At 32.0% G+C, this 26,686-nt stretch carries 24 protein-coding genes; 17 read left to right on the forward strand and 7 right to left on the reverse strand.

Annotated elements, in window-relative coordinates; all coding sequences use genetic code 11:
* Positions 1-16: 16 nt before the first annotated feature.
* The 3 genes from ACSUE0_RS09780 to ACSUE0_RS09790 are packed head-to-tail and all read left to right on the forward strand — an operon-like array spanning position 17 to position 3,709.
* Positions 17-1,099, forward strand: a complete 1,083-nt coding sequence (locus tag ACSUE0_RS09780) for an ABC transporter ATP-binding protein (RefSeq protein ID WP_436957166.1) — start codon at positions 17-19, stop codon at positions 1,097-1,099.
* The gene (locus ACSUE0_RS09785) at positions 1,089-2,033 is read left to right on the forward strand and encodes an ABC transporter ATP-binding protein (RefSeq protein ID WP_119614029.1); all 945 of its coding nucleotides are present in this window, start codon (positions 1,089-1,091) and stop codon (positions 2,031-2,033) included. The genes ACSUE0_RS09780 and ACSUE0_RS09785 overlap by 11 nt, the downstream gene beginning before the upstream one ends.
* A gap of 20 nt (positions 2,034-2,053) precedes the next feature.
* Positions 2,054-3,709 (forward strand): peptide ABC transporter substrate-binding protein, encoded by a 1,656-nt coding sequence (locus ACSUE0_RS09790; RefSeq protein WP_436957168.1) that lies wholly within the window; start codon positions 2,054-2,056, stop codon positions 3,707-3,709.
* Between the two features lie 70 nt (positions 3,710-3,779).
* Here the strand turns inward: ACSUE0_RS09790 and trpS are convergent, their stop codons facing one another.
* A complete protein-coding gene (gene trpS, locus ACSUE0_RS09795) occupies positions 3,780-4,769 on the reverse strand; it encodes a tryptophan--tRNA ligase (protein ID WP_436957170.1) in 990 nt (329 codons plus the stop codon).
* 303 nt (positions 4,770-5,072) lie between these two features.
* Here trpS and spxA point away from each other — a divergent pair, with 303 nt between their 5' ends.
* The 4 genes from spxA to pepF all read left to right on the forward strand — a co-directional run bounded on the left by spxA (position 5,073) and on the right by pepF (position 9,583).
* Complete coding sequence (gene spxA / locus ACSUE0_RS09800; protein ID WP_002483765.1) at positions 5,073-5,468, forward strand: transcriptional regulator SpxA; 396 nt, start codon at positions 5,073-5,075, stop codon at positions 5,466-5,468.
* 339 nt (positions 5,469-5,807) lie between these two features.
* The gene (gene mecA, locus ACSUE0_RS09805) at positions 5,808-6,524 is read left to right on the forward strand and encodes an adaptor protein MecA (RefSeq protein ID WP_017722306.1); all 717 of its coding nucleotides are present in this window, start codon (positions 5,808-5,810) and stop codon (positions 6,522-6,524) included.
* Positions 6,525-6,722: 198 nt separating this feature from the next.
* Positions 6,723-7,721, forward strand: coding sequence for a competence protein CoiA (locus ACSUE0_RS09810; protein ID WP_436957172.1), 999 nt, complete (start codon positions 6,723-6,725; stop codon positions 7,719-7,721).
* Positions 7,722-7,774: 53 nt separating this feature from the next.
* Positions 7,775-9,583, forward strand: coding sequence for an oligoendopeptidase F (gene pepF, locus ACSUE0_RS09815; protein ID WP_119614025.1), 1,809 nt, complete (start codon positions 7,775-7,777; stop codon positions 9,581-9,583).
* A 405-nt stretch (positions 9,584-9,988) separates the two neighbouring features.
* Here the strand turns inward: pepF and yjbH are convergent, their stop codons facing one another.
* The 3 genes from yjbH to ACSUE0_RS09830 all read right to left on the reverse strand — a co-directional run bounded on the left by yjbH (position 9,989) and on the right by ACSUE0_RS09830 (position 11,838).
* The gene (gene yjbH / locus ACSUE0_RS09820; protein ID WP_017722303.1) at positions 9,989-10,777 is read right to left on the reverse strand and encodes a protease adaptor protein YjbH; all 789 of its coding nucleotides are present in this window, start codon (positions 10,775-10,777) and stop codon (positions 9,989-9,991) included.
* A 17-nt stretch (positions 10,778-10,794) separates the two neighbouring features.
* Positions 10,795-11,166 (reverse strand): truncated hemoglobin YjbI, encoded by a 372-nt coding sequence (locus ACSUE0_RS09825; protein ID WP_017722302.1) that lies wholly within the window; start codon positions 11,164-11,166, stop codon positions 10,795-10,797.
* Between the two features lie 87 nt (positions 11,167-11,253).
* A complete protein-coding gene (locus tag ACSUE0_RS09830) occupies positions 11,254-11,838 on the reverse strand; it encodes a CYTH domain-containing protein (protein ID WP_119614024.1) in 585 nt (194 codons plus the stop codon).
* A 188-nt stretch (positions 11,839-12,026) separates the two neighbouring features.
* Here ACSUE0_RS09830 and ACSUE0_RS09835 point away from each other — a divergent pair, with 188 nt between their 5' ends.
* The 7 genes from ACSUE0_RS09835 (at position 12,027) to fabI (ending at position 19,128) form a co-directional block, all read left to right on the forward strand.
* The gene (locus ACSUE0_RS09835) at positions 12,027-12,374 is read left to right on the forward strand and encodes a hypothetical protein (protein WP_436957175.1); all 348 of its coding nucleotides are present in this window, start codon (positions 12,027-12,029) and stop codon (positions 12,372-12,374) included.
* A 16-nt stretch (positions 12,375-12,390) separates the two neighbouring features.
* On the forward strand, positions 12,391-13,026 hold the full coding sequence (locus tag ACSUE0_RS09840; RefSeq protein WP_017722299.1) for a GTP pyrophosphokinase: 636 nt from the start codon (positions 12,391-12,393) through the stop codon (positions 13,024-13,026).
* An 11-nt stretch (positions 13,027-13,037) separates the two neighbouring features.
* Positions 13,038-13,847, forward strand: a complete 810-nt coding sequence (locus ACSUE0_RS09845) for an NAD kinase (RefSeq protein WP_017722298.1) — start codon at positions 13,038-13,040, stop codon at positions 13,845-13,847.
* The gene (locus ACSUE0_RS09850) at positions 13,847-14,701 is read left to right on the forward strand and encodes an RluA family pseudouridine synthase (RefSeq protein WP_119614023.1); all 855 of its coding nucleotides are present in this window, start codon (positions 13,847-13,849) and stop codon (positions 14,699-14,701) included. The genes ACSUE0_RS09845 and ACSUE0_RS09850 overlap by 1 nt, the downstream gene beginning before the upstream one ends.
* A 27-nt stretch (positions 14,702-14,728) precedes the next feature.
* The gene (gene mgtE, locus ACSUE0_RS09855) at positions 14,729-16,114 is read left to right on the forward strand and encodes a magnesium transporter (RefSeq protein WP_436957177.1); all 1,386 of its coding nucleotides are present in this window, start codon (positions 14,729-14,731) and stop codon (positions 16,112-16,114) included.
* A 9-nt stretch (positions 16,115-16,123) separates the two neighbouring features.
* Entirely contained in the window at positions 16,124-17,968 is a 1,845-nt protein-coding gene (locus tag ACSUE0_RS09860; protein WP_119614021.1) for a monovalent cation:proton antiporter family protein, read from the forward strand.
* A 389-nt stretch (positions 17,969-18,357) separates the two neighbouring features.
* Positions 18,358-19,128 carry an enoyl-ACP reductase FabI gene (gene fabI / locus ACSUE0_RS09865; RefSeq protein WP_017722294.1) on the forward strand — a complete coding sequence of 257 codons (771 nt, stop codon included), beginning with the start codon at positions 18,358-18,360 and terminating at the stop codon, positions 19,126-19,128.
* A gap of 353 nt (positions 19,129-19,481) precedes the next feature.
* Here fabI and cozEa read toward each other — a convergent pair whose 3' ends face one another.
* On the reverse strand, positions 19,482-20,567 hold the full coding sequence (gene cozEa / locus ACSUE0_RS09870) for a lipoteichoic acid biosynthesis protein CozEa (RefSeq protein ID WP_119614020.1): 1,086 nt from the start codon (positions 20,565-20,567) through the stop codon (positions 19,482-19,484).
* Positions 20,568-20,902: 335 nt separating this feature from the next.
* Here cozEa and ACSUE0_RS09875 point away from each other — a divergent pair, with 335 nt between their 5' ends.
* The 3 genes from ACSUE0_RS09875 (at position 20,903) to ACSUE0_RS09885 (ending at position 23,911) form a co-directional block, all read left to right on the forward strand.
* Entirely contained in the window at positions 20,903-22,474 is a 1,572-nt protein-coding gene (locus ACSUE0_RS09875) for an alanine/glycine:cation symporter family protein (RefSeq protein ID WP_119614019.1), read from the forward strand.
* Between the two features lie 95 nt (positions 22,475-22,569).
* Positions 22,570-23,316, forward strand: a complete 747-nt coding sequence (locus ACSUE0_RS09880) for an esterase family protein (protein WP_119614018.1) — start codon at positions 22,570-22,572, stop codon at positions 23,314-23,316.
* Positions 23,317-23,401: 85 nt separating this feature from the next.
* On the forward strand, positions 23,402-23,911 hold the full coding sequence (locus ACSUE0_RS09885; RefSeq protein WP_017722290.1) for a YjcG family protein: 510 nt from the start codon (positions 23,402-23,404) through the stop codon (positions 23,909-23,911).
* Between the two features lie 398 nt (positions 23,912-24,309).
* On the opposite strand, the gene ltaA is transcribed toward ACSUE0_RS09885, so the two are convergent.
* Both ltaA and ACSUE0_RS09895 read right to left on the reverse strand, forming a co-directional pair.
* Positions 24,310-25,497, reverse strand: a complete 1,188-nt coding sequence (ltaA, locus tag ACSUE0_RS09890) for a lipoteichoic acid biosynthesis MFS flippase LtaA (RefSeq protein ID WP_119614017.1) — start codon at positions 25,495-25,497, stop codon at positions 24,310-24,312.
* Positions 25,475-26,650, reverse strand: coding sequence for a diglucosyl diacylglycerol synthase (locus ACSUE0_RS09895; RefSeq protein WP_436957182.1), 1,176 nt, complete (start codon positions 26,648-26,650; stop codon positions 25,475-25,477). Before ACSUE0_RS09895 ends, ltaA begins: the two co-directional genes overlap by 23 nt.
* Between the last annotated feature and the right edge of the window lie 36 nt (positions 26,651-26,686).

A 26,686-nucleotide genomic window follows, 5' to 3' on the forward strand; every position in this document is an offset into this window, starting at 1 on the left:
AAAGGAGGCAACAGATATGTCAGAAAGAATATTAGAAGTTAGTGATTTGCATGTTTCCTTTGATATCGACGCAGGGGAAGTGCAAGCGGTAAGAGGCGTTGACTTTGTTATCGATAAAGGAGAGACATTAGCAATTGTTGGTGAATCTGGTTCGGGTAAATCAGTAACAACAAAAGCTATTACGAAATTATTTCAAGGTGACGCCGGAAGAATTAAAAAAGGACAAATTAATTTCTTAGGTGAAGATTTAGCGAGAAAATCAGAGCAAGAATTAATTAAATTGCGCGGTAAAGACATTTCTATGATTTTCCAAGACCCGATGACATCATTAAACCCAACTATGAAAATTGGAAAACAGGTTATGGAACCACTAATTAAACATAAAAATTATAATAAAGCAAATGCTAAAAAAAGAGCACTTGAAATTTTGAATCTAGTTGGTTTACCAAATGCTGAAAAACGATTTAATGCGTATCCTCATCAATTTTCAGGTGGACAAAGACAAAGGATCGTTATAGCGACGGCTCTCGCATGTGAACCAAAAGTACTTATCGCAGATGAGCCTACAACTGCACTCGATGTAACAATGCAAGCACAAATATTAGAGCTTATGAAGGAGCTTCAACATAAAATCAGTACCTCTATTATATTTATTACACATGACCTAGGTGTTGTAGCAAACATAGCGGATAGAGTTGCTGTAATGTATGGCGGTCAAATGGTAGAAACAGGTGATGTAGATGAAATATTCTATGATCCTAAACATCCATATACTTGGGGCTTACTTTCTTCAATGCCAGACTTAACAACTGGCACTGAGACAGAGTTGCTAGCGATTCCTGGTACACCACCTGATTTGTTACATCCGCCAAAAGGTGATGCGTTTGCGGATCGTAGCCAATTTGCTTTAGATATTGATTTTAAGACACCACCACCGTGGTATCAAGTATCGCCAACACATTTTGTGAAATCATGGTTGCTGGACGATCGTGCACCTCACGTAGAACCACCCGAAATGGTCAAAAAACGTTTGCGTAATATGCCAAATAACTTTGATAAACCACAACAGGTAGAAAGGGTGTCTTTCAATGGAGAATAGTAATGAGTTATTATTGCAAGTGAAAAATTTAAAACAATATTTTAACGAAGGTAAACGAAACGAAGTTAGAGCTATTGAAAACATTTCTTTTGATGTTTATAAAGGTGAAACATTTGGACTTGTTGGTGAATCAGGATGTGGAAAGTCAACGACAGGCAAAGCAATTATTAAATTAAATGAAATATCGGATGGCGAGATTTTATATGAAGGCGTGGATATCCAAAAAATTAAAAATCGTAAAGATTCTTTGAAATTCAATAAAAAAATTCAAATGATTTTCCAAGATCCTTATGCTTCTTTAAACCCAAGACTTAAGGTAATGGATATCGTAGCTGAAGGTATTGATATACACAAACTTTCAACAGGGGTAAAAGACCGAAAAAGACGTGTTTATGATTTGTTAGAAACTGTTGGTTTAAGCAAAGAGCATGCCAATCGTTATCCTCATGAATTCTCAGGTGGTCAACGTCAACGTATCGGGATTGCAAGAGCACTAGCAGTTGAGCCTGAGTTTATTATTGCAGATGAACCTATTTCGGCGTTAGACGTCTCAATACAAGCACAAGTCGTTAATCTATTATTAAAATTACAGAGAGAACGCGGCATAACATTTTTATTTATTGCTCATGACCTATCAATGGTTAAATACATTTCAGACAGAATTGCGGTTATGCATTTTGGTAAAATTGTAGAAATAGGTAGTGCGGATGAAATATACAATCACCCAATGCATCCCTACACGAAGTCATTACTTTCTGCTGTACCTCAGCCTGACCCTGAAAGTGAAAGAGTTAGAAAAAGAACTCAGTTTAAAGAGGATGACACTAAGAATAATCAACGCTCATTACATGAAATTAGAGCGAATCATTATGTATTTACTACAGATGAAGAAGCTGAAGAATTAAAATCTCAAACACAAGAGGCTTCTGTTTAACAGGGAAAGGGGGGGAAATGATGAAAAAATCTAAGTTTTTAATTATTTTAGTAGTACTATCGGTTGTATTAGCAGGCTGTGGCAATGCTGAAGGAATTTATTCCGATAAAGGGGATGTATTTAGAAAAGTGATACCACAAGATATTTCTTCATTAGATACGGCCTTAGCTACTGATACAGTTTCATTTGATATATATAATCAGGTATATGAAGGTTTATATACCTTAGATAAAAATGATAAAGCGAAACCAGGTGTTGCAAAAGCTATGCCAAAAGAAAGTAATGGTGGTAAAACTTTGACGATTGATTTGCGTAAAGATGCAAAATGGTCTAATGGTGACCCCGTTACAGCACATGATTTTGAATTTGCGTGGAAACGTGTCGTTAACCCAGACACTGCATCTGAATATGCTTATATTATGTATGATTTAAAGAATGCTGAAGAAATAAATATGGGCAAAAAAGACGTAGATGAGCTAGGAGTTAAAGCAGTTGATGACCACACATTAAAAGTGGAATTAACAAAACCAATACCATATATGAATGAGATGCTAGCCTTTGCAACGTTTATGCCACAAAATGAAAAAGCTGTGAAGAAAGCTGGACAACAATATGGTACTACAGCTGATAAAACAGTGTTCAATGGACCGTTTAAAGTAAAAGATTGGAAAGTGGAAGATAAAATACAACTTGTGAAAAATGATGATTATTGGGATAAAAAAGCAGTGAATTTAGATCGTGTAAATTATAAAGTGTTGAAAGATCAGCAAGCAGGTGCGTCACTATATGACACAGGTTCTGTAGACGATACAACGATAACTGCCGACCAAGTTGATAAATATGCAGATAATCCAGGATTAAAGAAACGTTTATTAGCAAGTACATTTTATATTAAGTTAAATCGAGACAATGTACCCGAATTTAAAAACAAAGACTTAAGGTTAGCAATTTCTCAGGCTATCGATAAAGAAGGCTATGTAAATTCAGTTAAAAATAATGGTTCTGAAGCTACAGATGGCTTTACATCTAAACTAACTGCTAAATCGCCAGATGGTAAGGATTTTACCGAATCAATTGATTCGCCGTTAACATATAATCCTAAAGCAGCAAAACAACATTTAGAGAAAGCCAAAAAAGAGTTAGGTATCAAAGAGCTAACATTTACAATGAATACGGAAGATACTCCAGATGCAAAAATTTCAGCAGAATATATCAAGGCACAAGTTGAAAGTAATTTGCCAGGAGTTACAATGAATATTAAACAATTACCGTTTAAACAAAGGGTGAATCAAGAACATTCTGAGACATTTGAAGCATCATTATCTGGGTGGGGACCAGATTACCCAGATCCATTAACTTTCTTGAATATTATGACTACAGGTAATCCATCTAATAATACAGGATGGGGCAATAAAGAATTCGATAAATTAGTTAAAGATGCCAATGGCAAATTATTGAAGAAACCTGAAGAACGAAATGCAGCAATGAAGGAAGCAGAGGAATTATTGTTAGCAGAAGCGCCAGTTGCACCGATTTACCAAAAAGGGGAAGCGCATTTAACTAATCCTCAAGTTAAAGGTTTGGTGTATCATCAAATTGGTGGAGATACTACCCTAAAACATGTGAAAATTGATAAGAGTATCGACCCTAAAACTGGTAAAAAGAAAGAGAAATAAGCATAAAAAAGGAGAATCCGAAGTACTGGATTCTCCTTTTTTATGTTCTGAAAATTGTAAGATCAGTAAGTTATCTTTTACGACCTAAGCCCATAGCTTTTTCCATTTTTTTCAATGTTTTAAATGACACTTTTTGTGCTTTATCTCTACCATTATCTAAAATTGTATCAAGCTCAGCAGAATTGAAATAATAGTCATATTTTTCTTGGAAATTAGTTAAGAATGATTTCACGATTTCTGCTAAATCTGCTTTAAACACGCCATAGTTTGAGTCTTTATATTTTTCTTGAAGTGAATCAATAGATTCATTAGTTAAACTTGAATAAATAGATAATAAATTAGAAATTCCTGGTTTATTTTCACGATCAAATTTAATGATACCGTCAGAATCTGTTACAGCACTTTTGATTTTTTTAGCGGCAACATTTGGCTGATCAAGTAGTGAAATAAAGTTTTTCTGATTATCATCACTTTTACTCATTTTTTTAGTTGGGTCTTGAAGACTCATCACGCGGCCTCCAACTTTTGGCATACGGATTTCTGGTTTGATTAATACATCATTATAACGGGAGTTAAATCTATCTACTAGATTACGTGTTAACTCCATATGTTGTTTTTGGTCATCACCAACTGGTACGATATTAGTATTATAAATAACGATATCAGCAGCCATCAATGGTGGATAAGTTAGTAATCCTGCTGGTACACCTTCAGTTTGTTTTACTGCTTTATCTTTAAATTGCGTCATACGTTCTAATTCGCCAATTGAAGAAATTGTAGTGAGCATCCAACTTGCTTGAACATGCGCAGGAACCTCAGATTGGATAAACAGTGTTGATTTTTCTGGATCTATACCAGAAGCTAAATAGATTGCAGCAAGTTGTCTAATTTGTTTACGTAGTTTTAATCGATCTTGGGGTACCGTGATTGCATGTTGGTCCACGATACAAAAGAAACAATCGTAATCATCTTGTACTTCACCAAATTGTTTCAATGCGCCAATGTAATTACCAATTGTTGGAATCCCACTAGGCTGGATACCTGAAAATAATGTTTCCATTTTATGATGCCTACTTTCTGAAATTTAATTTAATACACAATACGTTTATTATAACAGTATTTCAATCATTTGTAAGTTATGTTAAACTACATGTACATCAATATTTCTAGTTGAATTTATTGAGAAATACTTTTATTTTAAATTTTTTAAAAAAATTAGAGAATTCTCATTTAATTTTAATGTTGAAAGGGTATACTTTCATTGTAAGGTTAAGGAAGGCGAAGAAAACTATAAAGTTTCCTAATCATATAAATATTGAAATCAAATGAATTTACATTCATGAAAAATAGGAGAGTGAGATGTATGGTAACATTATTTACTTCACCAAGTTGCACATCTTGCCGTAAAGCGAAAGCATGGTTACAAGAACATGACATTCCGTATACGGAGCGTAACATTTTTTCAGAACACTTAACAATTGACGAAATCAAACAAATTTTAAAAATGACTGAAGACGGTACTGATGAAATTATATCTACACGTTCTAAAACTTACCAAAAATTAAATGTAGATATTGACGCGCTACCACTTCAAGATTTATATTCAATTATTCAAGATAATCCTGGTTTATTACGTCGTCCAATTATTTTAGACGAAAAACGTCTACAAGTTGGTTATAACGAAGATGAAATCAGACGTTTCTTACCTAGAAAAGTTCGTACGTTCCAATTGCAAGAAGCGCAACGTATGGTTGACTAAGACAAATTATAAGTGAAATAAATAAATCGTAAACCATAAAGTAATGAATTAAAAAATTGCTTTATGGTTTTATTATATTTAATATAACAAATACTAATAGGTTTAGGTCAAACGCAAAGGTTGTCTAAGCGAAAAAATCGATTTAATATAGAATTAAGTTAATTTTGGTGCAGCACGCTTGAATAGTTAGTGCTGTTTTTTTGGCTAATATAAGGGTATATGTTAATATAAGATACTAATTGGAATTTAGTGAAATTTAATCAAACAAATCAATTGTAATTATTGCTATGTTCTAATACAATATGATTACTATTCATCGACTGTAAGGAGTGAGATGATATGAGAATAGAGCGCGTTGACGATACTACCGTTAAATTATTTATAACATATAGTGATATTGAAGCAAGAGGTTTTAAACGTGAAGATTTGTGGACTAATCGCAAACGTGGAGAAGAATTCTTTTGGAATATGATGGAAGAAATCAATGAAGAAGAAGATTTTGTTGTTGAAGGCCCATTATGGATTCAAGTACACGCTTTTGAAAAAGGTGTTGAGGTAACGATATCTAAATCTAAAAATGAAGATTTGATAAATATGTCAGATGAAGATAATGAACAGCTTGATTATCAAGTGAACGATTTATTATCACAGACGTTTGATCAAGATGATAGTTTAGAAGATTTATTTGAGCAACGTCAACAACAGAAAGAAAATAACCATAGCCAAGAACGAAATGACCATAAACAGCAAAATACACGTACTGTTATTGTTAAATTTAGTGATTTAGAAGAAGTAATCGATTATGCACATCACAACGATCAAGTGACAGATGCATTTGAAGATTTATTATATAGTCTTAACAATATTTATTATTATGCTGTGCATTTTGACGAAAATGTAGATCAAGAAACAATTAATGATAGTTATAGTCAATTACTTGAGTTCGCATATCCTACTGATAAATCTGAAGTATATTTAAATGACTATGCAAAAATAATCATGAGCCATAATGTTGCGTCACAAGTGCGTCGTTATTTCCCAAACACTGCAGAGTAATTAATGTGAATAAATGAATGATATAACCATTACTAGAATTGATTTGTAATGTATAGTAAGAGTTATGTTTATAAGAAAGACCCTAGGCCGACAAAGTTTATACTTTGTCGGCTTTTTTATATTAGGTAAGTTGAAATTATAATTTACTAAAGTAATTTATGTGAGATTGCCGTGTATATTAAATGAGGTGATTCAAACATGTTTTACGCGAAAGATGGCAACGGGGTATTAATAACTGCGCATAACGCTAATAAAAACTGTGATTATAAGTGCCCGCATTGTCAAAATAAAGTTATTTTAAAAAAAGGGACAATGAAAACAGCGCATTTTGCTCATGTTCACAGAAGTTCAAACTTTTGTAACAAAGGTGAGACTTATGAACATTATATGTTTAAATATGAATTGGCACAGCAATTAAATAAATTAGATTATTATGTGGTAATTGAACCTTATATATATCAGTGCTATCAATATCCTGATTTAATCATTAATAATAAAATTGCGATTGAAATACAATTTTCAAATATAACTATAGATAATATAAAAAAGCGAAGCAATGCTTTAGCCAGTATTGGTTTTGATGTTATTTGGATTATCGGTAAGTTGAAATATAATAAAAGAACAAAAATTTTAATTTTAAATAAGTCTGAACGTACTTATATTAATTTGAAAAGAAGACAACTTTTTTCGTGGCATAGCGACACGTTTTTATTATATAGATATAAAATAGTTCAATTCATTGGTGGAAATCGTTACATAGCTATTAGGGAACAACTTTCATACAAACAATTTACATATTATTTTAATAAAAATGACTCTCCAATGTTACCATGTCATTTTAAATTAACGAAGTCTTCAATTGAACAATATATCAAGTATTGCAGACGTCAAAGAACTGTTCGTGAGCCTAGTTTGAGTGTTATTTACAATTTACAACTAACGGAATCATGGGTTTGTGAAAATTTAGGTATGGTGTATCCAGAACAAATATTTGTACAATCACATCCTATTTATTGGCAATTGCAATTGCTAAATATGTTAGATAAAAACAATATTAATGAAGGCTTATTCTTAAATACTATTAAGTATAATCATTTTTATAATTATGATGTTAATAGCCAAGTAATAGTTCAAGCAATTATCTATAAGTTTCAAAAATCATATCGAAATATTAGGTATAAAAACGTGCAAAATTGAGTCTTACATGAGAAAATTATGGTATTGAATTTAATAGGAGGTTTACTAAAATTATGACACAACAATTAACAAGAGAAGAACAAGAACGTAAATATCCTGAATATACATGGGATTTAACTACCATATTCGAATCGGATGAAGCTTTTGAAGAAGCTTTTAAAGAAGCAGAACAAAATTTAGGAAAAGAACAAAAATTTAAAGGTCATTTAGCTGATAGTGCTGAGACTTTATATCAAGCATTAGCTTTAGAAGATGAATTAGGCTCTAAATTAGAAAAAGTTTATGTATACGCACATTTAAAGCAAGATCAAGATACAGCTAATGATAAATACACGGGTTATGAAGCGCGTGCGCATCAATTAATAATTAAGTTTAGTTCAGGATGGAGTTTCTTAGTACCTGAAATATTACAAATTGATGAAGACAAGATTCAATCATTTATTGATGAAAATGACAATTTAAAACAATATGAATTTGATTTGAAATTAATTAATGAAAAGCGTCCACATGTGTTGAGTGCGGATAAAGAAAAGTTACTTACAGAGGCACAAGATGCTTTATCAACAGCTGATAATGTATATGGTATGTTCAGCAATGCTGATTTAGAGTTTGAAGATGCTATCGATAAGGATGGTGATCGCCATTCACTTACACAAGGCACATTTATAAAGTGTTTAGAATCAGATGACCGTATATTAAGAAAATCTGCATTTGAAAATTTATATAAAGCTTATGGTGCCTATAATAATACTTTAAGTGCTACATTAGCAGGAGAAGTTAAAAAGAATGTGTTTAATGCACGTACACATAACTATGAATCTGCAAGAGCAGCAGCTTTAAGTAATAATCATATCCCAGAAGCAGTCTATGACAATTTAGTAAAAACAGTCCATAAATATTTACCATTATTGCACCGTTATACAGAATTACGTAAAGAATTGTTAGGTCTTGAAGATATGAAAATGTACGACTTATATACACCTTTAGTTAAAGATGTGAAGTTTGAAATGCCATATGAGGAAGCAAAAGATTGGATGGTTAAAGCTTTACAACCTATGGGTGAAGAGTATATGGAAGTAGTAAATGAAGGATTAAATAATCGTTGGGTAGACGTATATGAAAATAAAGGTAAACGTTCAGGCGGTTATTCTTCAGGTGCACATCTAACAAATCCATTTATCTTATTAAATTGGTCCAATACTGTGTCAGATTTATACACGTTAGTACATGAATTTGGTCATTCAGCTCATAGTTATTTCAGTCGTAAAAATCAACCATCTAATTCAAGCGATTATACAATATTTGTCGCGGAAGTAGCATCTACTTGTAATGAAGCATTACTAAGTGATTATATGGATAAACATTTAGATGATGAACGTAGATTGTTGTTATTGAACCAAGAGCTTGAGCGTTTCCGTGCCACATTATTTAGACAAACGATGTTTGCTGAATTTGAACACAAAATTCATCAGATCGAAGAAGCAGGAGAGCCATTAACAGCAAATCGTATGAACGAAGAATATGCTGAATTAAACCGCGTTTATTTTGGTGACTCAGTTGAAACAGATGAAGATATCAGCAAAGAGTGGTCAAGAATTCCTCACTTTTATATGAACTACTATGTGTATCAATATGCAACAGGCTATAGCGCTGCACAAAGTTTAAGTCATCAGATATTAACTGAAGGGCAACCTGCAGTAGATAGATACATTAATGAATTCTTGAAAAAAGGTAGTTCAAATTATCCAATAGAAATCTTGAAAAATGCTGGGGTAGACATGACAACACCTGAACCAATTGAGCAAGCTTGCCAAGTATTCGAACAAAAATTAGATGCTTTTGAAAAGTTAATGAAAGCTTAGTATGAATGTATTCGTTTACAATATGACAAGTTTGTGACAAACTAAATTTATTTAATTTAAAAGGTTGAAAGGTGTATTTTACCGTGTTATATTATAAACATGAAATTAATCACATAACAAACATACCCCTTTGTTTGAAGTGAAAAATTTCTCCCATCCCCTTTGTTTAGCGCCGTGTAATCAGACACGGCGTTTTTTTGTACTCTTTTTTAATGATTCTTCTAAAAATGAGTATAATTGAATAACTATTCAATCAACTTTAAGTGGAAAATATAGTGAAAACAAAAAAACGATAATTTTTTACTGAATTGTAGTAAAAATTATCGTTTTTAATTTAAGTAGAACATTTTATGTCATTATCTATTTAATAAAATCTATTTGATTATAAAGTTAAATCATAGAGCATTAATTTTTAGCTTTCCAAAATTTGCCGTCTGGCGACTTAAGTTTTTCAATTTTTTGTTGAATTGCTAACTTTTTCAGCTCTTTATTCATTAGTTTTTCTGGCCACTCATATATTGTCAGTAACTCTTCTTTAGTAACTAATTGTTGTTGTTGAATATATTCTTCAAGACTCGGTGGTAATTCTTTTTCAATTGTTGAACCAATGAGTTCGTTAATAATATAAGTATAAATATGGTAAGGATATAATCCTTCTACTTTTAATCCTTCTTCGTGTACGTCCTCGCTAAAGAATACGAGGGAAGGAGCTTCTTCAATTTCCATTTCTCGTGCGATATGCAAATCAACTTGTAAACTATCTTTTAAACAGTTACTTTGCAAATCTTCTTTAAAAACTTCGTAGTCTAGTCCTGCGTTACTGATACAATTATTAACCATCGATTCTGTAATAATATCTCGCTTGGGTATAATTTCATTTTGTACAAGATGTATAAAACGCTCTGCACGTATACGTCCCTGAAGTTCAGCGGCTTTATATGCGAGTGCGATATTATCTAAATCAGATGTACTTTGCGCTTGGCATTTTGTCAAAACGCGTAATGAAGGGTTCAATATATGTCTAATACTTATATATTGTTTATACTCAATGCGTAATTTAGAAAGGATTGCAGATAATTTAAAACATTCCTTGCTGAATGGATCAAAAAAGGAATAAATTTCTATCTTACTAACAGGTGAAAGATTTACATCTTCACGACTATTGGGTTGTATTAATCTTAATTCTTCAGTCATGTCTATTCCACCTACAATTAATTTTCGGAATTAACCATGTGATTCGCTGTTAAACGTAATCTCTCGTATAAATAATCACCGACACCTTCGGGAAAATCAGCATGCTGTATAGCTTTATACATATTTTCTAACCAAGCATCACGTTCATGATTTGTTATAATAAAATCTAAATGACGTCTTTTCAACATTGGATGACCATGTTCTTGTGTGTAAAGATTTGGGCCACCTAAGAATTGTGTTAAAAATTGTTTTTGTTTTCTGCTTGTTTCTGCAAAATCTCCAGGAAACAAGTGATTAATTCTACTATCTTGTTCTACTAAATAATAAAAGTAATCAATCATCTCATATAAGGCTTTTTGGCCAATGATTTCATATGGTGTTTGCGTCATAATATCACCGTATCCTGTTAATATAATACTAATATAACATGAATTTTTACATTTGGAAGTAATTCGACTTCTTACAATTGCATGTGATTAATTATGATATAAATTTGATTTACGATTAAAAAATCTTTGTACTTTATTAGCTGGAATTTCATGTTTTATATCAAATTTTTCAAGGATTGATTTAAATTGAATTAAACCTTCATCATAATCTTCTACTTCGTATTCTAATTCAAAATCTTCAAAATCTAGGTAAGTACTTTTATCAAGTACAAGTAAGTTTCCATTTATTTCTTTCTCTAAGCGTTCAGTTTTAAGTGAACCAAGAATAATTAATTCAGTTAAATCGATATCCATCTTTGTAAGTTGATCTGCAATTTCAGAAGGCAACGATTGTTCTGGAATAGGCTTGTTTAATTCAGGAACGACATGTGTTTCAAAATTGTATTCAGTAAGACCTACTTCAGCTGGTATTTTTAATGTCATCTCTAAGTACTCATCTTTCACACGAATTCTCAAAGCTGATTTATGGTCTTTTAAATCAAAGTCTGGCGTATCAATATAGAAATTTGTTTGTTTATAAGGTTCAATTTCGTTGAAATAGGTTTTATGAATAACATTGTATTGACTTTCTGTTAACAATTGTTTGAATTCAATCTCGTTATTTGTTGCCACTATAATCTCTCCTTCTGCTGCGTATATTCATTTATTTTAAAACACTTTTTATTTAATTTAAATTGAACTGCATTTATGATTACATAAATAGTTGAAATTGATGGATTGATGTTGGTATAACATTATCTTGTAACGTGTTATGTAGCATGAAATTATGTTAAAATAATGAAGAATAAGGAGGAACAAGCATGCGTATTTATGTGAATGAAATTAAAATTACAGAAGATAGCATTAATTGCTATACAGAACAATCCACAGAAGGTTTACAAGAAGCAGGACAAATGCTTGTTGATAGTGATAATTACAGCTTTGCATACATTTTAGACGACGGACAAAACTATTCGTACTTGATATTTGTACAAGAAACGTGGTCTATGTTATATGAAAACAAAGGCAAAAAAATTATCGTTAATGACGACTTAGAATTAAAACAATTCGAAAATGAGTTTAATTACATATTGGATAACATTCAAGGTAATTCAAATTATGGTAAGGAGTTTGTTTCCGTTGTAGAGGATATTTTCGAATTAGATTGAAGCGGAGTGAGGCACAATGAATCAATGGGATCAGTTTTTATCTCCATATAAACAAGCAGTAGACGAATTGAAAATTAAATTAAAAGGGCTTAGAAAACAATATGAAGTAGAAGATAATGCATCTCCTATAGAATTTGTAACAGGGCGAGTCAAACCCATGACAAGCATTATTGATAAGGCTAATAAACGTCAAATTTCTTTTGATCGTTTACATGAAGAAATGTATGACATTGCAGGTTTGCGTTTAATGTGTCAATTTGTTGATGATATTGATATTGTGGTTAATTTATTAAGACAGCGTCAAGATTTTAAAGTTGTAGAAGAACGGGATTACATTAGTAATACCAAACAAAGTGGTTATCGTTCATTCCACGTCATTATTGAATATCCTATTGAAACATTAAATGGGGAGAAGAAAATATTGGCAGAGATTCAAATTAGAACGCTAGCAATGAACTTTTGGGCAACGATAGAACATACTTTGAGATATAAATATGATGGAGATTATCCACCGGAGATTCAACATCGATTGGAAAGAGCAGCAGAAGCGGCATTTTTGCTGGATGAAGAGATGTCAGAAATTAAAGAAGAAATTCAAGAAGCTCAGAAATATTATTCTAAAAAGCGTGCGAAAAAGCATAATAATGACTAGGGGATGTTACGATGCGTTATACGATTTTATCTAAAGGTGATTCAAAATCGAATGCTTTAAAGCATAAAATGATTAACCATATGAAAGATTTCCAGATGGTTGAAGACCCAGATAATCCAGAAATCGTTATTTCTGTTGGGGGAGATGGAACTCTGTTACAAGCTTTTCATCAGTATAGTCATATGCTATCTCGCTGTGCGTTTGTAGGGGTTCATACAGGGCATTTAGGCTTTTATGCTGATTGGGTGCCACATGAAGTTGAAAAACTCATAATTGAGATTAATAACTCTGAATTCCAAGTCATTGAATACCCTTTGTTAGAAATTATTGTGCGTTATAATGATAATGGATACGAGACACGTCATTTAGCATTAAATGAAGCTACTATGAAAACTGAAAATGGTTCTACTTTAGTTGTTGATGTGAATATTAGAGGTAATCAATTTGAACGCTTCAGAGGTGATGGTTTATGTATTTCTACACCATCAGGTTCTACAGCATACAATAAGGCATTAGGTGGCGCATTGATACATCCGTCATTAGAAGCAATGCAAATTGCTGAAATTGCATCAATAAACAACCGGGTATTTAGAACTGTAGGTTCTCCTTTAGTTTTGCCCAAACACCATACGTGTTTAATAACACCAGTTAATCATGATACTATTTTAACGACGATTGACCACGTTAGTATAAAACACAAAAATGTTAATGCAATACAATATCGCGTAGCCAATGAGAAGATTAGATTCGCTAGATTTAGACCGTTTCCGTTTTGGAAAAGAGTACATGACTCGTTCATTTCAAGTGGAGATGATGAGTAATGAAATTTACTTATACAATACAGCAGCCAGAAATGGTTCGTACATTTTTACAACAACAAGAATTTTCAAAACGGACGATAAGCGCCATTAAGCATAATGGCGCTTTATTAGTTAATGGACAACCAGTTACAGTCAGAAAGCAATTAGCTATAAATGATAATTTGGAAGTATTTTTAAGTGATGAAACACCAAGCTCTAACTTAAAACCATATAACGACGGGTTAAATATCTTATATGAAGATTCATATTTAATTATTGTGTCGAAATTTGCCCAACAAAATTGTGCACCTTCTAGAGATCATTTACATTTTAGTTTAGTAGAGCAAGTGTTGGGTTATTTTAATGATAGAAAGTTATCATTGACCCCACACATTGTTACGCGTTTAGACCGTAATACATCAGGCATTGTTGTGTTGGCAAAGCATGGATTTATTCATCATTTAATGAGCCAAATTAAAATCGATAAAAAATATTTATGTATTTGTCACGGCCTATTAGACGGTGAAGATTTAATTGATGCTCCTATCGCAAGACATCCAGATAGTATTATCCAGCGTCAAGTCAGTAGTTTAGGAAAGTCTTCACAGACTAAATATAAAGCACTCGAACATACTAATAATCATACTTTATGTGAAGTGAGTTTGCTGACAGGAAGAACACATCAAATACGTGTGCATTTTCAACATATTGGTTATCCTTTAGTAGGTGATGACTTATATGGCGGTAAAGATGAAACTTATCATCATCAATTATTACGTTGTATTCAAATATCATTTATTCACCCAATTAAAAAACAAAAAATTATAATAAACGATAGATATGACGCGATTGAAACTATATTTAATATGATATAATTTAAAAGAACTATGGAGGTGGGGCTAATGGCTAATGAAAAAGAATCAATTACATTAGAGGATGAGCAAGTATATGATAAAGTATTGCTAGATGATTTGTTGATTAATAATCATATTGACGAATTTAGAGATGAATTCTTATCTATGCATACATATGAACAAAGTGAATACTTTGAAGATAGTGATGAAGATATACGACAACGTATCTTTGAAGTACTATCGCCAGAAGAAGTTGCCGATTTCTTTGAACAATTAGAAATCGATGAAGATGAATACGAAGCATTATTTGATACGATGGATGCTAATTATGCTAGTAAGATTTTAGAAGACATGTCTTACGATAATGCCGTAGATATTATGAATCAGTTGTCTAAACAAAAAACAGTTAGTCTCCTCACACTAATGAAGCGTGAAGACGCTAAAGAAATTAAAGCATTATTACATTACGATGAAGATACTGCCGGTGGTATCATGACTACTGAATATATCTCATTGAAAGCAACAATGCCTGTAAAAGAAGCGCTTATTCATGTCAAAGAACAAGCCCCTAATGCAGAAACAATTTATGTTATTTTTACTGTGAATGATGATAAACAACTAGCCGGTGTGCTCTCACTTAGAGATTTGATTGTAGCCGAAAATGATGCTTACATCGAAGATATCATGAGTGAACGTGTCATTAGTGCAAATGCAGCCGATGACCAAGAAGATGTTGCTCAAAAAATGAGAGACTATGATTTCATTGCAATGCCAGTTGTCGACTACCAAGACCATTTACTTGGTATTATTACGATTGATGATATTTTAGACGTTATGGACGAAGAAGCAAGTGAAGACTACTCTCGTTTAGCCGGTGTATCAGACGTTGATGCTACAAATGATTCTGTAATTAAAACTGCAAGAAAAAGATTGCCATGGTTGATTATACTTACATTCTTAGGAATGATTACCGCGACAATTTTAGGATCATTTGAAGATACATTATCAAAAGTTGCATTATTGGCTGCATTTATTCCAATTATTAGTGGGATGTCTGGAAACTCGGGTACACAATCGCTTGCCGTTTCTGTTCGTAATATTTCAACAGGTGAAATTGATGAACAAAGTAAATTTAAAGTCGCATTAAGAGAAACTGGTAGTGGATTTTTAAGTGGGTTGGTCTGTGCAATCTTGTTATTTATCATTATTATGGTCTTATATGGCCAACCAATCTTAGCAACCATTGTAGGCAGTAGTTTAACAATCGCGATGACAGTGGGTACATTAGTAGGTTCAATGATTCCGTTAGTGATGAACAAATTAAAAATTGATCCTGCAGTTGCAAGTGGTCCGTTTATCACTACAATTAATGATATTGTCAGTATGTTGATTTATTTTGGATTAGCAACATCATTTATGTCTTACCTAACATAAGGGGGTTATATGGAATTTGTATCACTTGTTGTCGTAGTTTTAGCGGCATTTCTTACACCAATTATAGTCAATAGACTAAGGATTACATTTTTACCTATAGTTGTAGCTGAAATATTAATGGGTATTATTATAGGCAATTCTTTTTTGAATTTAGTCGAACGTGATTCAATGCTTAATATATTATCAACTTTAGGTTTTATATTCTTAATGTTTTTAAGTGGCTTAGAAATTGATTTTAAAGCTTTTAAAAGAGATAAAAGTTCAACTAAAAAAGAAGAAAAAGTTAAAAAGCAAGAACCAGGTCATTTACAGCTTGCCATAGTTGTATTTATGTTTATTATGATTATATCTATTGTCTTTGCATACATGTTCAAATGGTTCGGCCTAATTGATGATGTTTTACTAATGGTTATTATTATATCTACGATTTCATTAGGTGTCGTTGTACCAACGTTAAAAGAAATGAATATCATGCGTACGACAATTGGACAATTTATCTTGTTAGTTGCTGTACTAGCAGACTTAGTAACAATGATCTTATTAACAGCATATGGTACGTTTCATGCTTCAGGCAATACATCATTGTGGTTAATCGGTAGTTTAGTGGTATTTACAATTGTTTTTTACTTTTTAGGTGGTTTCTTCAAGAAAGCACAATTCTTACAAAAATTAATGGATGGTACTACTCAAATTGGCATACGTGCTGTGTTCGCACTTATCTTATTGTTAGTGGCTTTAGCTGAAGGTGTTGGTGCAGAAAATATTTTAGGCGCATTTTTAGCAGGAGTTGTAGTTTCTCTTCTTAATCCAGATGAGGATATGGTGGAAAAGTTAGATTCGTTTGGATATGGATTCTTTATTCCAATCTTCTTTATCATGGTTGGTGTAGATTTAAATATCCCAGAGTTGATTAAGGAGCCAGCATTATTGCTGATTATTCCGTTTTTAATACTAGCTTTTCTAATATCTAAACTGATACCAGTATTTTATATACGTAGATGGTTTGATATGAAAACTACAATTTCTTCTGCATTTTTACTAACATCTACATTATCATTAGTAATTGCTTCTGCTAAAATTGCAGAACAACTTGGTACAATTTCACCAGAGATATCTGGTATTTTGATATTAAGTGCCGTTATTACTTGTGTATTTGTACCAATTATCTTTAAGAAAATGTTCCCGATACCAGACGAAGCAACAAGACAAATTGAAGTAAGTTTGATAGGAAAGAACCAACTAACGATCCCAATTGCTCAAAATTTATCTTCACAACTTTATCAAGTTTCTCTTTATTATCGAAATGATTTAAGTGACAAACGTAAATTATCTGATGCAATTTCAATGATTGAAATTGCAGATTATGAAGAAGGGTTACTTGAGCGTCTTGGTTTATTTGAGCGCAATATTGTTGTATGTTCGACAAACGATGACGGTATTAATCGCAAAGTAGCATTAATGGCAAAAGCTCATGGTGTAAAACGAGTTATTTGTAGGTTAGAATCTAGTTCTAATGACGAGTCTCTCCAAAGAGAAGGTATTGAAGTGTTTAGTAGTTATATGAGTAATAAAATTTTATTAAAAGGCTTAATAGAAACACCTAATATGCTTAACTTGTTAAGTAATGTTGAAACGTCATTGTATGAAATTGCGATGTTAAATCATCAATATGACCAGATTCAACTACGTAATTTCCCATTCGGTGGGGATATTATCTTTGTTCGTATTATTAGAAATAATGAATCTATTGTCCCACATGGCGATACTCAGCTACGTTACAGAGACCGCGTTATTGTTACAGGTTCTAAAGAATATGTTGACGAATTGAAACGTGAATTAGAGTTTTATTATTAAATTGCTTATGACAGTAAATGATACTCTAATCTCATATCATCTAACTAATCATATATTTAAAAATGAAGGCTGAGGCATATTATAAAGTAATGCCTTAGCCTTCGCTATATTAAAACAGGATAAAAGTAGTATTTTGTGATACTCCTTGTAAAATTCGATATAAATGTATGTTCGAATCTTTTTATAATACTCCTTATAGGATAATTATTTCACTTTAGATATGTAAACGCGTAAAAAGTTCAATTGATATTAAAATAAATTGTTTATTCATTATAACCAATGTTAAAATAAAGAATGTTGATATTGGTATCGAGTAAAAAAGTATATATCTGTGTCATCTGAATTCGAACCAGTTAAAAAATGAAAATTCAAATAAAGGAGCTATTTTCATGTTAAATTTAGAAAACAAAACTTTCGTCATTATGGGTATTGCAAACAAACGTAGTATTGGTTTTGGCGTAGCTAAAGTATTGGACCAACTTGGTGCAAAATTAGTATTTACATACCGTAAAGACCGTAGTAAAAAAGAATTAGAAAAATTAGTTGAACAATTAAATCAAGAAACTCATCATATGTATCAAATTGATGTTCAAAGTGATGAAGATGTAGTAAATGGTTTTGCTAAAATTGGAGAAGAAGTTGGCAATATAGATGGTGTTTACCATTCAATTGCATTTGCAAATATGGAAGATTTACGTGGTCGCTTTATTGATACATCACGAGATGGTTTCTTATTAGCACAAGATATTAGTTCTTATTCATTAACACTTGTATCACGTGAAGCTAAAAAACTTATGCCTGAAGGTGGTAGTATTGTAGCTACAACTTACTTAGGTGGCGAATTCGCAGTTCAAAATTATAATGTGATGGGTGTTGCGAAAGCAAGTCTAGAGGCAAATGTTCGCTATTTAGCATTAGATTTAGGACAAGAAAATATCCGTGTTAACGCGATTTCAGCTGGACCTATCCGTACATTGAGTGCAAAAGGTGTAGGTGGATTTAATTCAATTTTGAATGAAATCACAGAACGTGCACCGTTAAAACGTAATGTCGATCAAGAAGAAGTTGGTAAAACTGCAGCTTATTTATTAAGTGATTTTTCAAGTGGTGTTACCGGAGAAAACATTCATGTAGATAGCGGTTATCATATCGTTAAATAATATTGTAAAACCTCAAAATAAATATCATATTGTCTAATTTATATATTATAATATTGGCTAATGATTTGCGGCAACTTCTGCGGAAAGAGCGCTAGTCGAACACTATAGGTTAAGTCAGTATTCGCAGAAAACGTACAAAAAAGCTGTCAACAAAGTCTTGGACTTTGTCGGCGGTCTGAAACCTCTGATACTTGGTATTAGAGGTTTTTTGTATTGATAAATTAAAATCGGGACATGCATTTATTACGACCTCAATATATAAAATTAAAGCACCTAGTCAAATCGACGACTAGGTGCTTTAATAAATGTGTCTAAATTTAAACACTGATATAGTATCTAAGCTATTTTTTTAGCTATCCTTTAACATCACTATTAGCTTTTTCAATAATTTGTTGGCGATATTGGAAAACATTACGCACAATCGTTTTAATTACTGCGTAAAGTGGGACAGCTACAAGTATTAGGCCAAAGCCACCGAGATTACCAGCAGCTAAGATGACAACAATTATTGTTAGTGGGTGAATATTTAAAGATTTACCCATAACATTTGGTGTAATAACGTTACCTTCTAATTGCTGAGCAACTAATGTGATAATACATACCCATATAAATGTAGTTGGACTTTGAATAATTCCGATAATGGCTGCTGGAGCAAATGCCATCCATGGACCAAGGAATGGAATCATATTAGCTACACAGGCAAACATTACTAATAATAATGTGTAATTCAAACCAATAATTGAATAACCGATATATAAGATAATACCTAAAATAATACTAACTGTTACTTGACCTTGAATATAAGACTGTACTGTATGATTTAAATCTTTTAATAAATCAACAATAAAAACTTTTCTATCACCTTTAAATAGTTTAGCAATAAAAGGTATAAAACGTTCATGGTCTTTTAACATATAGATTAAGAAAAATGGCACCATGATAAGTAAAAATAGTGTTGAGATAAATGAAGTTAAATAACTAAATGAATTAGATAATATATCTGCAGTACTATCACTCATAGATTGAACCATTTTATTTATTCTATCTGTTACATCAGCAGGTAATCTCTCCATTTGATCTAAAGCAAAATTGATAATATATTGAATTTCATGTTGTAATGCTGGGATTTGATTGATTAAATTTTCAATTTGTTCTGCAATAGGTGGTGCGATAAACCTAATAATGATACCGATAATGATAAATAAAGCGATAAAGATAATTGTAATACTAGCCCAACGTGGGACTTTATTTTTTTCTAGTATTTTTTGAAAAGGTAAGCAAATATAGAATAAGAAGCCACTTAATAACAATGGTAATAATACAGATTGAATAATAATTACAAAAGGTACAAACACACTATGGACTTCCATGACTAATTTGATTAATAAAAACAGGATTAATAAGGCAATGCCTGTTCTAAACCAAACTTTATTTAGCATAGGACAGTTCCTCCTAAATTCTTTTTTAAGTACTATTTAGTATATCTCAAATAAACAAAGAACAAAAGATGAAAATTGAATTCAATAATTTCTGTGGTGCAATTATAAAAAAATAGAAAGTTATATCTATAAAATAGACTAATTTGTGATGAATAGTGTAAAACTATTTATCTATAAGAATAAAGTGATCTGAAATATTTAATATAAATTTTGTAATATAATATATAAATTGTGAAAAATATAACTTAATGAATACGTTGCGCGGAATATTATATATGTGTATAATAATGAAAAATATATCATTTCACATGATGGTACAACAAGGGGGATACGTTATGTTAGAGGGGTTACTTACGTGGTTGTATGATATTGTTTGGAGCAAACCTTTGGTTTATGGTTTATTACTTACAGGAGTATTATTTTCATTTATGATGCGCTTTTTCCAAATTAGGCATTTTAAAGAAATGATACGCCTAATGTTTCAAGGGGAAAAATCACCGACAGGTATATCTAGTTTCCAAGCAATTGCTTTATCTTTAGCAGGTAGAGTAGGTACTGGTAATATTGTAGGTGTTTCAACGGCTATATTTATCGGGGGTCCTGGTGCTATATTTTGGATGTGGGCATCGGCATTTTTAGGCGCAGGTAGTGCATTTATTGAATCTACACTCGGACAAATTTATAAGCGTGAAGAGAAAGGGCAATACCGAGGCGGTCCAGCATTTTATATTGAATATGGTATTAAGGGGAAATTAGGAAAGATATATGGTTTAATATTTGCGATCGTTACTGTCATATCAGTGGGGTTATTATTACCAGGTGTGCAGTCTAATGCGATTTCAAGCTCAATGAAAAATGCATTCAGTTTAGAACCTTGGATAGTAGCAATATTCTTGGCGATCTTAATTGGATTAATCATATTTGGAGGTATAAAGTGGATTGCAAATGCAGCAACTGCAGTAGTTCCATTTATGGCAATTGCGTACATATTAATGGCAGTTATAATTATATTTATAAATATCGAACAAGTTCCTGCTCTATTTGCTTTAATATTTAAATCAGCATTTGGTTTTGAAGCAGCTTTTGGTGGTATTGTAGGTGCTATGATTGAAATTGGTGTTAAAAGAGGACTATATTCAAATGAAGCAGGACAAGGTACAGGCCCACATGCTGCGTCGGCAGCAGAAGTATCTCATCCAGCTAAACAAGGGTTAGTGCAATCATTTTCAGTTTATATAGATACATTATTTGTTTGTACAGCAACCGCTTTAATTATTTTACTTTCGGGTACGTATAATGTTACTGATGGTGGTTCGATGTCAGACGGTAAAGCGAGTATGATTAAAGACAGTGGTATATTTGTAGAAATGTCCAATGGTGATAAAGATTATTCAGGTACAGCAATGTATGCACAAGCTGGTATTGATAAAGCATTCCATGGTAGCGGTTATCACTTTGATCCGACTTTCTCAGGATTTGGCTCATACTTTATTGCAATTGCATTATTCTTCTTTGCCTTTACAACAATACTGGCATACTATTATATTGCTGAAACCAATATTACCTACTTAACTAGAAGAAGTTCGAAGAAAACCACTTTTGTATATATTAATATTATAAGAATCGTTTTAATTTTAGCGACAGTATATGGCGCAGTTAAAACTGCAGATTTGGCATGGATGATGGGTGATTTGGGTGTAGGTATGATGGCATGGTTAAATATTATTGCTATTTGGATACTACATAAGCCAGCAATCAATGCTCTGAAAGATTATGAAAAGCAAAAGAAAAAACTTGGATCAGGTAAACGAGCAATTTACAGACCAGATGCTAGTAAAGTACCTAATGCTATTTTCTGGCTGAAAGATTACCCACAGCGACTAAAAGAAGAAAAAATTGATGATTAACGTATCATTCAATTTGTAAAAATTAAGTTGAAATATTTTAAAATCATGCGTCTCTTGGTACAATGTCTATAAGACTACTAGGGGGCGCATTGTTTATGTATGACTTTCAACCAGGAAATATCAATAAGATTAATTTTCCTAGCAAGATTTTAGATAGAGATGTGACATTATCTATCTATTTACCTAAGGATTTTACAGAATTATTTAAATATAAAGTTGTTTTTTGCTTTGATGGGGCAGACTTTTTTGCTTTTGGCAGAATCCATCGTACTTATGAAAAGTTAAGAGAAACCAATGAAATTGAGCGAGCAATTTTTGTAGGTTTTCACTATGAAGATGTTGATAAAAGAAGAGCAGAATTTCATCCACAAGGCGCTCGTACACCATTGACTGTGAAAGCTATGGCTAATGAAATATTACCGTTTATAGATAAGACGTTCCCAACGTTTAAAGTAGGCAATGCACGTGTTCTATTAGGGGATAGTTTAGCTGGTAGTGTTGCTTTAATTACTGCGTTATCATATCCGCGTGTATTTAGTCAGGTGGGTTTATTAAGTCCGCAACATGATGAGGCTATCCAGACATTAATTGAACGTTGCCAATTTAAAGAGCAGCTATCAATTTGGCATGCGGTAGGATTAGAAGAAGAGGATTTTAAGTTACCTACCACAGGTAAAACTGCAGATTTTTTAACACCAAATCGTGAATTAAATTCAATTATTAAAGCAAATGATTTTACGTATCATTATTTAGAATTTGAAGGAGGCCATAGATGGAAATCATGGCAATATTTACTTGATGAAATGTTAAAATATTTTTTATCTGATAATATTTCATTTTAATATTCTGAAATAAATTGACTTTAGAGTAACGAATTTTTCAGAAATTTGCTATAATGTAATTATGTTAAACAAAGGAGGAATTTAAATGATTTTAGGATTGGCATTAATTCCGTCAAAAGCATTTCAAGATGAAGTGAATGCATATCGTAAGCGTTATGATGCTCATTATGCATCTATTATGCCGCATATTACGATAAAGGGGCAATTTAAAATAAACGATGGTGATTTAGAGTCTGTAAAAGAGACAATTAAATCAAGAATCGAAGGCATTCCAACGGTTGATGTTCATGCAACAAAAGCATCTAATTTTGCGCCGATAACAAATGTTATTTATTTTAAAGTTGAAAAAACAGAAACTTTAGAAAACTTATTTAATCAATTTAACAAAGGCGATTTTTATGGGGTTGCAGATCATTCGTTTGTACCACATTTTACTATTGCCCAAGGATTGACGAGTCAAGAATTTGAAGATATTTATGGACAATTGAAGCTAGCGGGGATTGACTACAAAGAAACTATTGAGCAACTTTCTTTAGTTTATTATGATGAAAAAGAAGATAAATGGAAAGTTTTAGAAAACTTTAATTTAGCATAAAAGTGTTCCGTTTTGATTATTGTCTGAATGCATCATGATTAGACATAAGAAGATATAGAGTTGTGAGAATAAATGCGCACCTCCGAAATAAGAGAGAGCTAATCATTTTAGGTTAGCTCTCTTTTATATTTAAAGTAGTATGATTTAGGAAACGCCTACCATCCTAAGCATGGCCATGGTAAAATTTTCATGAAAATAAAAAACGTCAATTTATCTATATTTTCAATAGAAATTGACGCTTTTTAACTAGATATATTTTATGTCTCATGTTCTGAAATTTTTGAGTTATTATAACTCATGTCTACATACATATTTGAGGTTTACTAATGTTATTTTTAAATAATAACTTAAGTATGGCTGATATAACTTTTCTATAAATATTAAAGTTTATGAACGCTTTAAACGTGCTTTTTACGTTTGATAAAATAGATACCGTAAAAGACAGCTAGGAATAAGAACACAAACGCTGAAAAGTAAAATGTGTTATTTACTGAATTTGAAAACTCAGTGATTAAACCACCAACGAGGGGGCCAACCATAGATCCAAAGCCTTGCACACTATTGAATACACCCCAAGTTTCTTCTTGTTCATCCGAATGTATATGACTCGCCATGAATGTGTTCCAAGCCGGTAGTAAGATACCATACATGAGACCGATAAATACTGCTAGTATCCAAACCAATGTGATTTCTGTAATTAGCGATAAAGCAAATATCATGAGTGTATATAGTACAAAACCACTAAATATTACACTGTACATAAATAATGTGCCATGATTATCAATTACCTTAGATAAGAACAACATTGAAAACGCACAGCCAATGCCGCCAAATACGATTGCCATTGTATATTCTACTGTTGAAACACCGACAACTTTTGTTGCATATGTAGGTAGTATTGGAACAAGAGCAGTAATTGAAGCACCTTGTAGTAAAATCCCCGGAAAAAGAATTAAATGTCGCTTTGTGACATTTACTATTTGACCTAATTGCTGATTAACAGGTCGAGTATTATAATTTGTGAGTCTAATTTTTACGAAATAATATAATATCCAAGCAATTAATACAACTAGTGACATTAAAAACGCAAATTGTGTCGGATGAAATTTAAATATAATATTCATGCCTACCATACCTACTAGTAATCCTAGTAACCATGAGAAGTACACGTAACCCATTTGTTTACCACGATTTTTTTCATCAACACTTGCTAACATGATGACCCATATAGGGCTAACAGCAATACCTAGCAAGACCGCACTGATGATTAATACTATTGGTGCAGTAGGGAACCAAATAACTAAAAATAAACTAACAAAAGCAAGTAAAAAACCTAAAGTTAGTACTAATTTTGCACCTAAGCGTTTAAGTAAGAAACCAATAACAAAGTTTGTTGCTGCATCTGAAATAAAATGTATAGAAATAGCGATAGATGTTATACCTACCGCGATTGAGGTTGCTGTTGGAAGTAATGATAAATAACTTAAAATATACATTCCTCGAGCAAATTCCATTAAGAATAAGATGATTAGCATGATTATAAAATTTTTATTTGTACCATATTTATTTAACGAAGAGCTTTGCATATAAAGGAACCTTTCCGTAAACTTCCTCATATCGAGATGAATGATTAAGTAAGTCTAATAAGTCTTTGCATAATTTGTATGTTGAGTATGGGATTCTGGAAGAATCCATTGCTTGTGACATTGCAGCTAATTTAGCTGGCTCATTTGTTAATGAAGCAACTTGCTCTATTGCTGCCTCAGGTGTAAGTGCTATGCTACCAAACCCTTTTTCTTCAAAATAAACTGCATTCTCAAGCTCTTGGCCAGGTGCGGGATCTAAGAAAATCATTGGTATTTGACGTGTTAATGCTTCTGATATCGTGATACCACCTGGTTTTGTAATCATCAAGTGACTTGAAGCCATCCATTCGTTCATATGTGTGGTGTAACCTAAAATTAGTACGTTATTGCTAGCTTTGAATTGACTAGATAATGAACGTTTTAAGTCTTTATTTTTACCACATATCATAACTACTTGTGCATGTGGACTTCTGTTTAAAATTTCTTGAATCATTTGGCCGAACCCTTTTGAAACCCCAAATGCACCTGCAGACATTAATATAGTAGGTTTGTTAGGATCTAAATTATTTTGACGTAACCAATCTTCTTGATTGATATCCGCTTCGAATTTATCTGAAATAGGAATTCCTGTTACTTTCAACTTATTTCGAGGAATGCCAATACTTGCAAATTCATCTTTTAATTCCTCTGTAGCAAGATAATATTTATGTGAATGTGGCGTAATCCAGTTTTTTTGCATGCGATAGTCTGTCATTACTGTTGCAATAGGTATGTTCATATCAAATTGTTCAGTTAATACAGACATAACCGGTGTTGGAAAAGTTAATAAAATAAGATCTGGCTTTTCTTTTAAAAGTAAATTCATTAATTTATTAAGTCCATAGTATTTATAGAAACATTTATCTAATTGGTCTGGTTGACTATAGTAAAAAGCTTTATACATATTTCTAAAATATTTAAAACTATTAATGTACCATTTTTTACAAATAGAAGTCAGAATTGGGTGAGCTTCTAAAAATAAATCATGTTCAATAACTGTTAAATTGTCTAGATTCATTTCGTTAAATTGGTTTACTACGCTTTGCGTAACTTGTAAATGCCCGTTACCAAAAGATCCAGTAATTATCAGTATTTTTTTATTTTGAGTAACCATTAAAAGCCACCCTCCAATAGTTTATATTTAGCTCAA

This window comes from Staphylococcus sp. AS1337 (assembly GCF_051408735.1).
In the GTDB taxonomy this organism is placed as follows: domain Bacteria; phylum Bacillota; class Bacilli; order Staphylococcales; family Staphylococcaceae; genus Staphylococcus; species Staphylococcus xylosus_B.